Raw genomic sequence first — 15,792 nt, 5'->3', positions numbered from 1 at the left:
GCTACAGCCCCGAAAGGGGCGTGGGGAACCGCGCGACCAGCCACGACGGCGCCGCGGCGGACCCACGACACCGCGCCGCCCCTCCACCGGAGCGCCTACGCCGACATCGGGCGCTGCACCCTGATCGACTGCAACAGCCCCACTGCCACCCACACGGCGAACATCGACGATCCTCCGTAGGAGACGAAGGGCAGTGGCAGCCCGGCGACCGGCATGATCCCCAGGGTCATCCCGATGTTCTCGAACGCCTGGAAGGCGAACCACGCGATGATCCCGGCGGCGACGATCGTGCCGTACAGCTCGGTCGTCTCGCGGGCGATGCGGCAGGCGCGCCACAGGACCACGCCCAGGAGCACGATGATCAGGCCGGCGCCGACGAAGCCCAGCTCCTCCCCCGCGACCGTGAACACGAAGTCGGTCTGCTGCTCCGGGACGAACTGGCCCGTGGTCTGGGAGCCGTGGAAGAGGCCGGTGCCCGTGAGGCCGCCGGAACCGATCGCGATCCGCGCCTGGTTGGTGTTGTAGCCGACGCCGGACGGGTCGAGCTCGGGGTTGGCGAAGGCGGCGAAGCGGTTGATCTGGTACTCGTCCAGGACGCCCAGCTGCCAGATGAGGACCGCGCCGAGGGCGCCCGTGCCGAGCAGGCCGAAGACCCAGCGGTTGGAGGCGCCGGAGGCGAGCAGCACGCCGAGCACGATGATGACCATGACCATGACCGACCCGAGGTCGGGCATCAGCATGACGATCATCATCGGCACGGTGGCCAGGCCCAGTGCCTGGAGGACCGTGCGGTGGTCGGGGTAGAGCTTGTCGCCCGCGTCGACCCGGGCGGCCAGCAGCATCGCCATGCCCAGGATGATCGTGATCTTCACGAACTCCGAGGGCTGGAGCGAGAAGCCGCCGCCGAGCACGATCCACGCGTGGGCGCCGTTGACGGTCGCGCCGAGCGGGGTCAGCACCATGAGGATCAGGAAGACCGAGAGGCCGTACAGGATCGGCACGGCGTTGCGCAGGTTGCGGTGGCCGAGCCAGACCGTGCCGATCATCAGGCAGAACCCGATGCCGGTGTTCATGAGGTGCCGGATCAGGAAGTAGTACTGGTCGCCCTGGTTGATCTCGGTGCGGTTGCGGGTCGCCGAGTAGACCAGGATCGCGCCCATGAAGGACAGCGCGAGCGCGGACAGCAGTATCGGCCAGTCCAGCCTGCGGGCCAGCGAGTCGCGGGCCAGCAGCCGGGACATGGACGAGCGTTCGGGTCCGTAGCCGGAGACGGAGAAGGTGTTCGCGCCGGTCATGAGATCGTCCTCCGCGTACTCCGCGCAGAGCGCGCACTCCGCCCGCGCCTGCGACGGGCCCGGTTGGTGCCCGTCCGTTCGGAGGCGACCGTGGCCGGCGGGAGCTGTCCGCCCGCGAGGGCGAGCGCCTCCTCGGTGGCCTCCGCCTCCGGGACGTACGGCTTGATCTTCGGGGCGTCGATCGAGCCGTCCGGCTCGACCTTCGGCAGGCTCTTCTGCGGGGTGGGGAGCAGCGCCTTCCGGTTGTCGATCTTGCCGTCCTTGGAGACGCCGTACAGAGCCTCGTATATCTTGCGGACGGCCGGTCCGGAGGCTCCGGAGCCCGTACCACCCTGGGAGATCGTCATGACGATCGTGTAGTCCTTGGTGTACGTCGCGAACCACGAGGTGGTCTGCTTGCCGTAGACCTCGGCCGTGCCCGTCTTGGCGTGCATCGGGATCTTGTCCTGCGGCCAGCCGCCGAACCGCCAGGCCGCCGAACCGCGGGTGACGACTCCCTCAAGGGCACCGTCTATGTCCTTCAGGGTCGCCTTGGTGATCGGCAGCTTGCCGTGCGACTTGGGCGCGATGGCCTGCACGGACTTGCCGTCGGCGCTGACGATCGCCTTGCCGACCGTCGGGTCGTAGAGGGTGCCGCCGTTGGAGATCGCCGAGTAGATCGTCGCCATCTGTATCGGCGTGACGAGGATGTCGCCCTGGCCGATCGAGTAGTTGACGGAGTCACCGGCGCGCATCAGGTTGCCTTCGAGGCAGTTCTCGTACGCGATCTGCTGGGCGTACGTGCCGCCCTTCTTGCCGTACTTGCACCAGGAGGCCTTGTTGGCCTTCCAGTAGTCCTGCTTCCACTTGCGGTCGGGGACGCGGCCGGCGACCTCGTTGGGGAGGTCGATGCCGGTCACGGCGCCGAGGCCGAACTGGTGGGCGGTCTTGTAGAACCAGTTGCCGGCGTTCTTCTTCGGCTTCAGGCCGCCGTCCTTGACCCACTCGTCGTGGGCGATGCGGTAGAAGACGGTGTCGCAGGAGACCTCGATGGCGCGGCCGAGGCTGATCGGGCCGTACCCCTTGGACTCGTAGTTCTTGAAGACCTGGCCGCCGATCGAGTACGAGCTGGAGCAGTCGTAGTTCCCGTCGAAGGGGTAGCCCGCGTCGACGGCGGCCGAGGTGGAGATCACCTTGAAGATCGAGCCGGGGGCCGCCTGGCCCTGGATCGCCCGGTTGAGCAGCGGGTAGTTGGAGTTCTTGCCGGTCAGCTTGGCGTAGTCCTTGGCGGAGATGCCGCCGACCCAGGCGTTCGGGTCGTAGGTCGGGTTGGACGCCATGGCGACGACCCGGCCGGTCTTGGCCTCCATGACGACGACCGCGCCCGCGTCGGCCTTGTAGTTCTCGCTGGTGTTGTCGTCGTACTCCTTGCGGGCTTCCTTCATCGCGTTGTTCAGCTCGTACTCGGCGACCCGCTGGACCCGGGCGTCGATGCTGGTGACGAGGTTGGAGCCGGACTGGGCGGGGTCCGCCTCGGCGGTGCCGATGACGCGGCCGAGGTTGTCGACCTCGTAGCGGGTGACGCCGGCCTTGCCGCGCAGTTCCTTGTCGTACTCCCGCTCAAGACCGGACCGGCCGACCTGGTCGGAGCGCAGGTACGGCGAGTCGGTGTCCTGCGCCTTGGTGATCTCCTCGTCGGTGACCGGGGAGAGGTAGCCGAGGACCTGGGCGGTGTTGGACCCGCCGGGGCTCGCGTAGCGGCGTACGGCCTCGGGCTCGGCGGTGATGCCGGGGAAGTCCTCGGAGCGCTCGCGGATCTGGAGGGCCTGGCGGGCGGTGGCCTCGTCGGTGATGGGGATGGGCTGGTACGGCGAGCCGTTCCAGCAGGGCTGCGGCGTCTTGGCGTCGCACAGCCGGACCTTGTCCTTGACGTCCTTGGCCTTCATGCCCAGGACCCCGGCGAGCTTGGTGAGGACGGCGTCACCGTCGTCCCTCATCTTCAGCAGCTCGGTGCGGGAGGCGGAGACGACGAGGCGCGTCTCGTTGTCCGCGATCGGCACCCCGCGCGCGTCGAGGATCGACCCGCGTACGGCGGGCTGCACGACCTGCTGCACATGGTTGCCGGACGCCTCCTTGGCGTACGCGTCCCCCTCGCGGATCTGGAGGTACCACAGGCGACCCCCGAGGGTGCCGAGGAGGGAGAGGACGAGGATCTGGATGACGACGAGACGGATCTGGACGCGTGGCGTCCGGCCGGTCTCGGGAATGTTGGTCACTGGTGCTGCCTCCGCCTCTCAGTACGCGTGCGGGACACGGACGTATGAGGCATACGAGTACACGGTCGAGCTGTGAGCGTCGCTTTCGGGGGTCCTCTGCTGATGCGCGGTCACAGGCGCTTGACCCCCTTGATGCGGCCGGCGCGGGCGGCCTTCGAGCGGACCGCCCTCATCTTCAGGCCGCCGCGCTGGCTGCCGATGCGCAGGCCGGTGCCGGAGGCGAGCCAGCCCGAGGAGATGTCGGCCTTCTTGGATGAGGAGTTGGCCTCGGCGAGCGGGTCGTTCTCCGCTCTGCGGGCCAGGAACATGATGCCGGGGACCACGAAGGGCGCGAGCAGCAGGTCGTACAGCGCGGCCGTGAACAACAGGCTGCTGAGGCCGACATGGCGGGCGGCGGTGTCGCCGACGAGGGCTCCGACACCGGCGTACAGCAGGGTCGTGCCGACGGCGGCGGCGACCACGACGACCATCGGGCCGGTGGCCGACTTGAGTCTGCCGTTCTCGGGCTTGACCAGGCCGGCCAGATAGCCGACGACGCACAGCACGAGGGCGTAGCGGCCGGCCGCGTGGTCGGCGGGCGGGGCGAGGTCGGCGAGGAGTCCGGCGCCGAAACCGACGAGGGCGCCGCCGACATGGCCGTACACCAGGGCGAGGCCGAGGACGGTCAGCAGCAGCAGGTCGGGGACGGCGCCCGGGAGGTGGAGGCGGGCGAGGACGCTCACCTGGATCACCATGGCGACGATCACCAGGGTGGTGGAGAGGAGCATCCGGTTGAAACGCATGGGGGAGTTCAGCTCCTACTGCTCTTGCTGGAACTGGCCGTCGGCCGCGGACGCGGACGGTGTCACCGTCACGGTGACCGTCGGCGTGGGGGTCGGCCTCGGCCTGGCCGGGAGGACGGTGTCGCGCGGGTCGGTGCGCGGGGCCTCGACGACGACACCGACGATGTCGAGCTTGGTGAAGCCGACGAACGGCGTGACGTAGATCGTGCGGGTCAGGTCGCCGCCCGAGGGGTCGACCCGGGACACGAAACCGACGGGTACGCCGGGCACGAACGGCTTGTCGGCCTGCGAGCCGAAGGTGACGAGCCGGTCGCCCTTGCTCACCTTGGCCTTGCCGTTGAGGAGCTGGACGCGCAGCGGCCGGTCGCCCTGCCCGGAGGCGAAGCCCAGTTCGTCGCTGCCCTCCATCCGCGTGCCGACGGTGAAGTCGGGGTCGTTGGCGAGCAGCACGGTCGAGGTGCCGGGGCCGACGGTGGTGACGCGGCCGACGAGTCCGTCGCCGTTCAGGACGGTCATGTCGCGCTTGACGCCGTCGTTGGCGCCGATGTCGATGGTGACCGTCCAGGAGAAGCCCTGGGCCGCTCCTATGGCGATGACCTCGGCGCCCTTGATGCCGTACTGCCCGGCACCGGCCGACTTCAGCATCTTGTCGAGCTGGCTGAGCCGGCTGCGGTTGCGGTCGTCGCTGCCGAGACGGGCCTTGAGCGCCGCGTTCTCCTTCTCCAGCGTGGCGAGCCGGTCGTGCCGGTCACCGGAGTCGCGTACGGCGGAGACCGCGTCGCCGACCGGGTCGACCACGGTGGCCACCCCGTCCTCGACCGGGCCGAAGACGGTTGCCGCGGCCTGCCGGGCACCGTCGACCGGTGAGTCCTCCCCGCCACGGATGTCCACCGTGATCAGCGCGAACGCGATGGCGATCAGCAGCACCAGGAGCAGCCGGCTCTCTCGTGTGTCCCTCACGTGCGGCGGCGTGCCTTCCTCAATAGAGTTTTTTCGGGGCGGAAGAGTTGGGGCAGATGCGTTGTTCTCGGGAGCTTATGCCTCTATACCAACGATCCGCCGCACGAGAGGAGATCGTCTCGTACGGCGGAATCGAAGAGTTACGTCATCTGCGCGGCTGCGCGTCCAGCACCTGCTGGAGCGCCTCGAACTCCTCCACACACTTGCCGGAGCCGAGCACCACACTGTCCAGCGGGTCCTCGGCGATGTGGATGGGCATGCCGGTCTCACGGCGCAGCCGTTCGTCGAGCCCGCGGAGCAGGGCCCCACCGCCGGTCAGAACGATTCCGCGGTCCATGATGTCGCCGGACAGCTCGGGCGGGCACTTGTCGAGGGTGGTCTTCACGGCGTCGACGATCGCGTTCACCGGCTCTTCGATCGCCTTGCGCACTTCGGCCGCGGAGATCACGACGGTCTTGGGCAGCCCGGAGACAAGGTCCCGGCCGCGGATTTCGGTGTGTTCGTCGTTGTCGAGGTCGTACGCCGAACCGATCGTGATCTTGATCTGTTCGGCAGTCCGCTCGCCCAGCAGAAGGGAGTACTCCTTCTTGATGTGCTGGATGATCGAACTGTCCAGCTCGTCACCCGCGACGCGGATGGACTGGGCGGTGACGATGCCGCCGAGGGAGATGACCGCGACCTCCGTGGTGCCGCCGCCGATGTCCACCACCATGTTGCCCGTGGCCTCGTGGACCGGCAGGCCGGAACCGATGGCCGCGGCCATGGGCTCCTCGATGATGTGCACCTGGCGCGCGCCGGCCTGGGACGAGGCCTCGATGACGGCGCGGCGCTCGACGCCCGTGATGCCCGAGGGCACACAGACGACGACACGGGGACGGGCGAGATACCGCCGCTTGTGAATCTTCAGAATGAAGTAGCGGAGCATCCGCTCGGTGATCTCGAAGTCGGCGATGACGCCGTCCCTGAGCGGACGCACGGCAACGATGTTGCCGGGCGTCCTACCGATCATCTTCTTCGCTTCCGATCCGACCGCGAGAATGCCACCGGTGTTGGTGTTGATCGCGACGACGGACGGCTCGTTGAGTACGATCCCGCGACCCCTGACGTACACCAGCGTGTTGGCGGTCCCGAGGTCGACAGCCATGTCACGGCCGATGAACGACATTGAGTTCCCCATCAGGATTCGTCTGGCCTTCCCAAGTGAAGCGTGTGATGGCTCTGCTTTGGGGCGGCGAAGTTGGTGCGGTGACGTGAAGGCTTGTCAGGCTTACATCGTAGTCGCGCCTGCACGAACACCACGCGAGGGTCTTCGCCATTGTCAGCATGCGATGTGCCGTCTCGCTTCTGGAGACGGGCGTTCGGGGGTAGGCGTTCCCCCGATCGGCACGCATATGCCGGAGGACGGCCGGTTTTCGACGGCCGTCCCAGGTCAGGCATCCGGGTGAGGTGACGGTTCCTCAGCAGGGGCGCGAACAGAAACTGCGCAAGAATTTCACCGACTGTACGCCGGTGTCCGGGACGGATCAGCCGCGGCCGGGGAAGAAGATCTTCAGCTCGCGCTCCGCGGACTCCTCGGAGTCGGAGGCGTGGATGAGGTTCTCGCGCACGATCACGCCGAAGTCGCCGCGGATGGAACCGGGGGCGGCGGCGATGGGGTCGGTGGGTCCGGCGAGCGCCCGCACACCCTCGATGACCCGGTCGCCCTCGACGACGAGCGCGACGACGGGGCCGGAGGCCATGAACTCGACGAGGGGCTCGTAGAAGGGCTTGCCCTTGTGCTCGCCGTAGTGCTGCTCCAGCGTGTCCTGGTCCAGCGTGCGCAGCTCCAGCGCGGTGATCCGCCAGCCGGCCTTGCGCTCGATCCGGCCGATGATCTCGCCGGTCAGGCCGCGACGGACGGCGTCGGGCTTGAGGAGGACGAGGGTGCGCTGAGTCACGAGGGTGGCTCCATTCGGGTCACGTGTGTGCGGTTGTCAGAGGCTACAGGGCCGGTCCGAGCGGGTGTCACGCAGCGTCAGGACTGGTACCGGTCGTCGACCGGGTCTGCGCGGCGAAACGGGCCTTCGCCTCGTCGATCTTCCGCCCGTAGTGCACGGACGCCCACCACAGGGCGGCGAACATCGCGCCCATGAAGAACATGGTCGGCACGATGAAGCCGGACGCGATGAGCACGATCTGCAGGGCCCAGCCGAGCTGCACCCCGCCGGGCCGGGTGATCACACCGCAGAGCAGCACGCACAGCAGCATGGCGACGCCGCTGACCGTCCACACGGTCGACATGGCCAGGTCGGGGTCTTTCATGGCGACGAGACCGGCGAAGCCGATCAGGAAGACCTCGCCGATCAGGGTCGAAGCACAGAGGGTACGCACGGCAGGTCAGCCCCTCCCCAGGAGCAGTCGGGCCTCGCCGACGGTGATGACGGAGCCGGTGACGAGCACCCCGCCGCCGGAGAACTCCCCGTCCTCCTCGGCGAGGGTGATGGCGGCCTCCAGGGCGTCGTCGAGGCGCGGCTCGACCTGGACCCGGTCGTCGCCGAAGACCTCGACGGCGATGGCGGCCAGTTCGTCGGCGTCCATCGCGCGATGGCTGGAGTTCTGCGTGATCACGACCTCGGCGAAGACCGGCTCGAAGGCCTCCAGCACCCCGCGTACGTTCTTGTCAGCGCTCGCCCCGACCAGGCCGATGAGCCGGCTGAAGTCGAAGGCCTCGCCCACGGCCTCGGCGGTGGCCCGTGCGCCCGCCGGATTGTGCGCGGCGTCGAGTACGACGGTGGGAGAGCGGCGTACGACCTCCAGCCGCCCCGGGGACGTCACCGCGGCGAACGCCTTGCGCACGGTGTCGATGTCGAGGGGTTCGGGCCGCTGGGTGCCGATGCCGAAGAACGCCTCGACAGCGGCGAGGGCGACGGCCGCGTTGTGGGCCTGGTAGCCGCCGTGCAGCGGCAGGAAGATCTCCTCGTACTCCCCGCCGAGCCCGCGCAGCGTCACCATCTGGCCGCCCACGGCGACCTGCCTGCTCACGACCCCGAACTCCAGGCCCTCCCTGGCCACCGTGGCGTCCACCTCGACGGCCTTCTTCAGCAGCACCTGGGCCGCGTCGACCGGCTGCTGGGCGAGGATGACGGTCGCGTCCTGCTTGATGATGCCGCCCTTCTCGACGGCGATCTCACCGGTCGTGCCGCCGAGCCGGTCGGTGTGGTCGAGATCGATGGGCGTCACGACGGCCACATCGGCGTCGATCACGTTGGTGGCGTCCCAGCTGCCCCCCATCCCGACCTCGACGACGGCCACGTCGACCGGGGCGTCGGCGAAGGCGGCGTACGCCATACCGGTCAGGACCTCGAAGAAGGAGAGCCGGAACTCCTGCTGGGCGTCGACCATCTCGACGTACGCCTTGATGTCGTCGTACGTCTCCACGAAGCGCTCGGCGGAGATCGGCGCCCCGTCGAGAGTGATCCGCTCGGTGATCGACTGGACGTGCGGTGAGGTGTACCGCCCGGTGCGCAGGTCGAAGGCACCGAGGAGGGTCTCGATCATGCGGGCGGTGGACGTCTTGCCGTTGGTGCCGGTGATGTGGATCGACGGGTACGCGCGCTGCGGTTCCCCCAGCACGTCCATCAGCGCGGCGATACGGCTGACGGACGGCTCCAGCTTGGTCTCGCCCCAGCGCGTGGCGAGATCCGCCTCCACCGCGCGCAGCGCCCTGTCGACCTCGGGGTCCTGGGGTCGGGTCGGCACCTCGGCGGATGCGGGTGCGGCTCCGCCCGCGGTACGGAGGGTGCGGCTGCCGGCCTCGATGACCGCGAGGTCGGGGTCGCGGTCGGTCTCGGCGTCGATGATGTCGTCGAAGGGGTCGGTGTCGCTCACGGGGTCAGTCTACGGACGGGGGCTGACAGGGTGCCTACGGAGTGGGGTGGTGGGGCTTGTTCGGCGAGTGCGGATTCGTTGTGGCTTGTCGCGCAGTTCCCCGCGCCCCTTTCGGGCGCGAACAGGCCCCCGGGGATCAAAGTTCCCGGGGGCCTGCGCACCCTACGGACTCCCTACACCTGCGGCAGGCCGTCCAGCTGGGCCTGGATGCGGGCGATGTCCTCGTCCGCCTTGGTGAGGCGGCCCCGGATCTTGTCGACCACGTTGTCCGGGGCCTTCGCCAGGAACGCCTCGTTGCCGAGCTTGGCCTCGGCCTGCTGCCGTTCCTTCTGCGCCGCCGCCAGGTCCTTCGCGAGGCGCTTGCGCTCCGCCTCGACGTCGATCGTGCCGGAGAGGTCGAGGGCGACCGTGGCGCCGGCGACCGGGAGGGTCGCGGTGGCGTGGAAGCCGTCCTCCTCCGGCTGGAGGCGCAGCAGCTGGCGGATGGCCGCCTCGTGCGCGGCCAGCGCGGTGCCGTCGAGGGTGAGTCGGGCGGGGACCTTCTGGCCGTCCTGGAGGCCCTGCTCCTTGCGGAAGCGGCGGACCTCGGTGACGACAGCCTGGACCGTGCCGATCTCGGTCTCGGCCGCCTCGTCGCGGAAGCCGCTGTCCCTCGGCCACTCGGCGATGACGAGGGACTCACGGCCGGTCAGCGTCGTCCACAGCGTCTCGGTGACGAAGGGGATGACCGGGTGGAGCAGCCGCAGCATGACGTCGATGACCTCGCCGAGGACCCGGCCGGAGACCCTGGCCTGCTCGCCGCCCGCGAAGAAGGTCGTCTTCGACAGCTCCACGTACCAGTCGAAGACCTCGTCCCACGCGAAGTGGTAGAGCGTGTCGCTGAGCTTCGCGAACTGGAAGTCGTCGTAGTACGCGTCGACCTGCGCGACCGTCTTGTTCAGTCGGGAGAGGATCCAGCGGTCGGTCGCCGTCAGTCGCTCGGCGGCCGGGAGCTCACCCTCGATGGTGGCGCCGTTCATCAGCGCGAAGCGGGTGGCGTTCCAGATCTTGTTGGCGAACTTGCTGGACGCCTGGACCCAGTCCTCGCCGATCGGGACGTCGGTGCCGGGGTTGGCGCCCTTGGCCAGGGTGAAGCGGACGGCGTCGGAGCCGTACTTGTCCATCCAGTCCAGCGGGTCGACGACGTTGCCGAAGGACTTCGACATCTTCTTGCCGCGCTCGTCGCGGACCAGGCCGGTCAGCGCGATGGTCTTGAACGGGGCCTCGCCGTCCATGGCGTACAGGCCGAACATCATCATCCGGGCGACCCAGAAGAAGATGATGTCGTGGCCGGTGAGCAGGACGTCGGTCGAGTAGAACTTCTCCAGGTCCGGGGTCTGTTCGGGCCAGCCGAGGGTGGAGAACGGCCACAGGCCGGAGGAGAACCAGGTGTCGAGGACGTCGGTGTCCTGCTTCCAGCCCTCGGCCTCGGTGCCCGGAGGCTCCTCGTCGGGTCCGACGCAGACGACCTCGCCGTCCGGGCCGTACCAGACCGGGATGCGGTGGCCCCACCACAACTGGCGTGAGATGCACCAGTCGTTGAGGTTGTCGACCCAGTCGAAGTAGCGCTTGGCCATCTCCTCGGGGTGGATCGAGACCCGGCCGTCGCGGACCGCGTCACCGGCGGCCTTGGCCAGCGTCTCGACCTTGACCCACCACTGGAGGGACAGGCGCGGCTCGACGGTGGTGGAGCAGCGCGAGCAGTGCCCGACGGAGTGCGTGTACGGGCGCTTCTCGGCGACGATCCTGCCCTGTCCGCGCAGCGCGCCGACGACGGCGGAGCGGGCCTCGAAGCGGTCCAGGCCGAGGAACGGGCCGTGGACGGTGATCACACCGTGCTCGTCCATGATCGTCATGTTGGGCAGGTTGTGGCGCTGCCCGATGGCGAAGTCGTTCGGGTCGTGGGCCGGGGTCACCTTGACGGCACCCGTGCCGAACTCCGGGTCGACATGCGTGTCGGCGACGACCGGGATGGAACGGTCCGTCAGCGGCAGCTTGATCTGCTTGCCGACGAGGTGCTTGTAGCGCTCGTCGTCGGGGTGGACGGCGACGGCGGTGTCACCGAGCATCGTCTCGGCGCGGGTGGTGGCGACGACCAGGCTGTCCTCGCCCTCGCCGTACCTGATCGAGACGAGCTCGCCCGCGTCCTCCTGGTACTCCACCTCGATGTCGGAGATCGCCGTCAGACAGCGCGGACACCAGTTGATGATGCGCTCGGCACGGTAGATGAGGCCGTCGTCGTAGAGCTTCTTGAAGATCGTCTGGACCGCCTTGGACAGTCCCTCGTCCATGGTGAACCGCTCGCGCGACCAGTCGACGCCATCTCCCAGGCGCCGCATCTGCCCAAGGATCTTGCCGCCGTACTCCTCCTTCCACTGCCAGACCCGCTCGACGAACTCCTCGCGCCCCAGGTCGTGCCGCGACTTGCCCTCCTCGGCAAGCTGCTGCTCGACCTTGTTCTGGGTGGCGATGCCGGCGTGGTCCATGCCGGGGAGCCACAGCGACTCGAAGCCCTGCATGCGCTTGCGGCGGGTGAGGGCGTCCATGAGCGTGTGCTGGAAGGCGTGGCCCAGGTGGAGGGAGCCCGTGACGTTCGGCGGCGGGATGACGATGGTGTAGGCGGGCTTGTCGCTCTTCGCGTCGGCGGCGAAGTAACCCCGGTCCACCCAGCGCTCGTACAGCTTCCCCTCTACCTCGGCCGGCGCGTACTGGGTCGGCAGTTCGGTGATGGGCGCTGTTGGCTGCTGCTGAGCGTTCTCGGTCACCCGGTCAGTTTAGAGGCGTCACGACCCTGTCCCGAAACACGTTTCTTTCGTAACGGTGGGACACCGGGGGCAACTCGGACTCCTGGCCTGCGCGAGGATGTCAGGAACACATAAGCATCTGGAGGGGAACCCAGAGATGAGCCACAACCAGCCGGGCCCGTACGGCGGACCGCCCCAGCAGCCCGGACCGTACGGGCAGCCGGCCCAGCCGGGTCCCTACGGCCAGCCGCCCCAGGTACCCCAGGCCCCTCCGACGGCTCCCCAGCCGGGTTACGGCTACCCCCAGCAGGCGCCTCCGCAGCCGGGCTACGGCTATCCGCAGCAGGCTCCCCCGCAGCCCGGTTACGGCTATCCGCAGCAGGCCCCACAGGGTGCCCCCAACCCGTACGGCCAGCAGCCGCCGTACGGCCAGGCCCCTTACGGGGTTCCGCAGCCGCCGGCGCCGAGCGGGGGCAGGAAGAAGACGGGGATCATCCTCGGGGCGGTGGCCGCCGTGGCCGCCATCGCCGTGGGGGCGTACTTCGTGCTGGGCGGCGGTTCGGGCAGCGGCTCCGACATCGCCGACGACGGCGCGCACAAGCTGACGACGCCGGCGACCGTGGTCGACGACACGTACAAGAAGTCGGACGGCGCCGATGCCTCGGACGGGATGACCTCCGAGGACAAGGCGGACTTCGAGAAGTGGGGCGTGCAGAACCCGAAGGACGTCAGCGCGGGCTATGAGCAGGGATCGGGCCTGACCGTGAAGAACCTGTCCTTCAGCGGTGCTTACGGCACCATCGACGACCCGGAGGCCGTCGTCGACGCCATGTTCGCCAAGCTGAAGACCGAGTCCGAGAAGAACCAGAGCGGCGACGACACGACCGGGAAGATGATCGGCAGCCCGGAACAGGTGACGCCGACCGGTTTCTCCAACGGCATCATGAAGTGCCAGGTGGCCGAGATCACGAACAACGACACGTCGGCCACGGACACCGCGAAGACCCTCAAGATGCCGATGTGCATCTGGGGCGACCACAGCACCGTCGCCGTGGTCACGGCCTTCAGCTACGCCGAACTCATCAGCGGCGGCGGGTCGATCGACGACACCGCCTCCCTGGCGGCCAAGATCCGCAACGACGTCCGCGTCAAGGCGTAGCCACCACCGTCACAGCGGTAACCCGTCGGGTTCCAGACATCAGACGTCGGGCGTCAGGCCCAGGAACAGGCCGTGTTCGCCCTGCTGCTCGTGATTCCCAGCTGGACGAGCATGGTCACGCAGGTCGGATTCGGAAAATCCGATCCCAGTGGGTTGGGCAGCGGCTTGTACGTACAAGCGGTTGTCACCTTCGGGCCGACGACGTATCCGTAACCGTGGACCACGCCGACGCACTGGACGACCGTGGCCGAGGCCGGTGAAGCCGTGGTGAGCGGCACGATCCCCGCCGCCACGACAACACCCATCGTCGCCAGGACGCGCTTCGTCTTCATTACTGGAGCCCCGTTCCACTGGCACCAGCCCCTCGGAGAGGCGGCCGATGCTGTTGGTCCACAACATCACGGACCGACCGGCCCCGGCCTCAGGACACGAAGGAAACAAGGAAACAAGGAAACAAGCACACAGGGGGCGCCCGGCGATATCGCCGGGCGCCCCCTGTGTGAGGTACCAGAACCGTCTATGCCGTCTTCTGCTCCCCCGGGCCGCGCCCGCGCGCGTCCCTCGGGATCAGGGTCGGGTTCACGTTCGACAGGACGACGTCCGCCGTGATGACGACCCGGGCCACGTCCTTGCGGGACGGGACCTCGTACATCACCGCCTGGAGGACCTCCTCCATGATGGCGCGCAGGCCACGGGCGCCGGTCTGGCGCAGGATCGCCTGGTCGGCGATGGCCTCCAGGGCCTCGCGCTCGAAGTCCAGCTCCACACCGTCGAGTTCGAAGAGGCGCTGGTACTGCTTGACGAGGGCGTTGCGCGGCTCCACCAGGATCTGCAGGAGCGCCTTGCGGTCCAGGTTGTGGACCGAGGTGATCACGGGGAGGCGGCCGATGAACTCCGGGATCATCCCGAACTTCACCAGGTCCTCGGGCATGACCGCCTCGAACTGGTCCTTGTTCTCCATCTCGCGCTTGGAGCGGATCGTCGCGCCGAAGCCGATGCCCTTGGCGCCCGCCCTCGACTCGATGAGCTTCTCCAGGCCGGCGAAGGCACCACCCACGATGAACAGGACGTTCGTCGTGTCGATCTGGATGAACTCCTGGTGCGGGTGCTTGCGTCCGCCCTGCGGCGGGACCGAGGCCGTCGTGCCTTCGAGGATCTTCAGCAGAGCCTGCTGGACGCCCTCGCCGGACACGTCACGCGTGATCGACGGGTTTTCACTCTTCCGCGCGACCTTGTCGATCTCGTCGATGTAGATGATTCCGGTTTCGGCCTTCTTGACGTCGTAGTCCGCCGCCTGGATCAGCTTCAACAGGATGTTCTCGACGTCCTCGCCGACATACCCCGCCTCCGTCAGCGCCGTCGCGTCGGCGATGGCGAACGGGACGTTCAGCATGCGCGCCAGTGTCTGCGCGAGGAGGGTCTTGCCCGAGCCCGTGGGGCCCAGCAGGAGGATGTTCGACTTCGCCAACTCGATGGCGTCCTCACGGCTTTGACCGCCGCTGTTCTCACCGGCCTGGACCCGCTTGTAGTGGTTGTACACCGCGACGGACAGGGCCTTCTTGGCCGACTCCTGACCGACTACGTACCCCTCGAGGAACTCGTAGATCTCGCGAGGCTTGGGGAGTTCCTCCCACCTGACCTCACTCGTCTCCGCGAGTTCTTCCTCGATGATCTCGTTGCAGAGATCGATGCACTCGTCGCAGATGTACACACCGGGGCCTGCGATGAGCTTTTTGACCTGCTTCTGGCTCTTGCCACAGAACGAGCACTTGAGCAGATCGCCGCCGTCACCGATGCGTGCCACGGTGTGCTTCCCCTTCGCCTGGGAGACGCCTAGGTCCAGCGACTCCTGGTGCTGCCTTATGTCCGACGGTACCTTGCCGGGCCCCTCGTTCGGGCCCCCCTTGGCGCGGTTCACTTTGTCGTGCTCCGAGTCAAACCGTGCCAAGGGGCGGCAGACGCCACAGCTTCTGCGTCCACCAGTACGTCAGCGGACGCTGGCGTTGTTCATTTTCCGAGTGGAAATGATCTGGTCGATCAGGCCGTAGGCCAGCGCGTCCTCGGCCGTGAGGATCTTGTCGCGCTCGATGTCCTCGCGGATCTTCTCGATCGGCGTGGTGGAGTGCCTGGCCAGCATGTCCTCCAGCTGGGCACGCATCCGGAGGATCTCGTTGGCCGCGATCTCCAGGTCGGAGACCTGCCCGCGGCCGGTCTCGCTGTACGGCTGGTGGATCAGCACGCGCGCGTTGGGCAGCGCCATGCGCTTGCCCGGCGTACCGGCCGCGAGGAGGATCGCGGCGGCGGAGGCCGCCTGGCCCATGCAGACCGTCTGGACGTCCGGCTTCACGAACTGCATCGTGTCGTAAATGGCCGTGAGGGCCGTGAACGAGCCACCGGGGCTGTTGATGTAGACCGAGATGTCCCGGTCGGGGTCCATCGACTCCAGGCACAGCAGCTGCGCCATGACGTCGTTGGCGGAGGCGTCGTCGATCTGCACGCCGAGGAAGATCACGCGCTCCTCGAAGAGCTTCGCGTACGGGTCGTACTCGCGCACGCCCTGCGAGGTGCGCTCGACGAAGCGCGGGATGACGTAGCGGGATTCGGCGGCGGGGCCGGTGTACTCCGCCTGGGCGGCCTGGGCGGCCCTTGTACGGTCGTAGAGGCCGCTGCCGGGGAAGTCGTTCACGGTGT

13 protein-coding genes are annotated in these 15,792 nt (G+C 68.2%); 1 reads left to right on the top strand and 12 read right to left on the bottom strand.

Annotated features, from left to right (window positions below; genetic code table 11):
* Window positions 1-95: 95 nt before the first annotated feature.
* From rodA to OG595_RS28505, 9 genes are all read right to left on the bottom strand, one after another.
* Window positions 96-1,295, bottom strand: a complete 1,200-nt coding sequence (gene rodA, locus OG595_RS28545; protein ID WP_329276885.1) for a rod shape-determining protein RodA — start codon at window positions 1,293-1,295, stop codon at window positions 96-98.
* Window positions 1,292-3,550 carry a penicillin-binding protein 2 gene (gene mrdA, locus OG595_RS28540; RefSeq protein ID WP_329276883.1) on the bottom strand — a complete coding sequence of 753 codons (2,259 nt, stop codon included), beginning with the start codon at window positions 3,548-3,550 and terminating at the stop codon, window positions 1,292-1,294. Before mrdA ends, rodA begins: the two co-directional genes overlap by 4 nt.
* A gap of 110 nt (window positions 3,551-3,660) precedes the next feature.
* Entirely contained in the window at window positions 3,661-4,332 is a 672-nt protein-coding gene (gene mreD, locus OG595_RS28535) for a rod shape-determining protein MreD (protein ID WP_329276881.1), read from the bottom strand.
* A gap of 15 nt (window positions 4,333-4,347) precedes the next feature.
* Window positions 4,348-5,292, bottom strand: coding sequence for a rod shape-determining protein MreC (gene mreC, locus OG595_RS28530; RefSeq protein ID WP_329276880.1), 945 nt, complete (start codon window positions 5,290-5,292; stop codon window positions 4,348-4,350).
* 145 nt (window positions 5,293-5,437) lie between these two features.
* Window positions 5,438-6,457, bottom strand: coding sequence for a rod shape-determining protein (locus OG595_RS28525; RefSeq protein ID WP_327694884.1), 1,020 nt, complete (start codon window positions 6,455-6,457; stop codon window positions 5,438-5,440).
* Between the two features lie 358 nt (window positions 6,458-6,815).
* The gene (gene ndk / locus OG595_RS28520) at window positions 6,816-7,229 is read right to left on the bottom strand and encodes a nucleoside-diphosphate kinase (protein WP_329276878.1); all 414 of its coding nucleotides are present in this window, start codon (window positions 7,227-7,229) and stop codon (window positions 6,816-6,818) included.
* 67 nt (window positions 7,230-7,296) lie between these two features.
* A complete protein-coding gene (locus tag OG595_RS28515) occupies window positions 7,297-7,662 on the bottom strand; it encodes a DUF4233 domain-containing protein (protein WP_329276876.1) in 366 nt (121 codons plus the stop codon).
* 6 nt (window positions 7,663-7,668) lie between these two features.
* Window positions 7,669-9,159: a bifunctional tetrahydrofolate synthase/dihydrofolate synthase gene (gene folC, locus OG595_RS28510; protein WP_329276874.1), complete on the bottom strand. Its 1,491-nt coding sequence runs from the start codon at window positions 9,157-9,159 to the stop codon at window positions 7,669-7,671.
* Window positions 9,160-9,332: 173 nt separating this feature from the next.
* Window positions 9,333-11,963 carry a valine--tRNA ligase gene (locus OG595_RS28505; RefSeq protein ID WP_329276872.1) on the bottom strand — a complete coding sequence of 877 codons (2,631 nt, stop codon included), beginning with the start codon at window positions 11,961-11,963 and terminating at the stop codon, window positions 9,333-9,335.
* Between the two features lie 136 nt (window positions 11,964-12,099).
* Between OG595_RS28505 and OG595_RS28500 the strand changes: the two genes are divergently transcribed.
* Complete coding sequence (locus OG595_RS28500; protein ID WP_329276871.1) at window positions 12,100-13,101, top strand: hypothetical protein; 1,002 nt, start codon at window positions 12,100-12,102, stop codon at window positions 13,099-13,101.
* Window positions 13,102-13,154: 53 nt separating this feature from the next.
* Here the strand turns inward: OG595_RS28500 and OG595_RS28495 are convergent, their stop codons facing one another.
* From OG595_RS28495 to OG595_RS28485, 3 genes are all read right to left on the bottom strand, one after another.
* Complete coding sequence (locus OG595_RS28495) at window positions 13,155-13,433, bottom strand: hypothetical protein (RefSeq protein ID WP_329276870.1); 279 nt, start codon at window positions 13,431-13,433, stop codon at window positions 13,155-13,157.
* Between the two features lie 185 nt (window positions 13,434-13,618).
* Window positions 13,619-14,905, bottom strand: a complete 1,287-nt coding sequence (gene clpX / locus OG595_RS28490) for an ATP-dependent Clp protease ATP-binding subunit ClpX (protein ID WP_329283274.1) — start codon at window positions 14,903-14,905, stop codon at window positions 13,619-13,621.
* Window positions 14,906-15,088: 183 nt separating this feature from the next.
* Window positions 15,089-15,787, bottom strand: a complete 699-nt coding sequence (locus OG595_RS28485; protein ID WP_329276868.1) for an ATP-dependent Clp protease proteolytic subunit — start codon at window positions 15,785-15,787, stop codon at window positions 15,089-15,091.
* Between the last annotated feature and the right edge of the window lie 5 nt (window positions 15,788-15,792).

The organism is Streptomyces sp. NBC_01451, from assembly GCF_036227485.1.
Classification (GTDB): domain Bacteria; phylum Actinomycetota; class Actinomycetes; order Streptomycetales; family Streptomycetaceae; genus Streptomyces.
The sequence above is the reverse complement of the archived record's forward strand: the minus strand, read 5'-3'. Positions and strand labels throughout refer to the sequence as shown.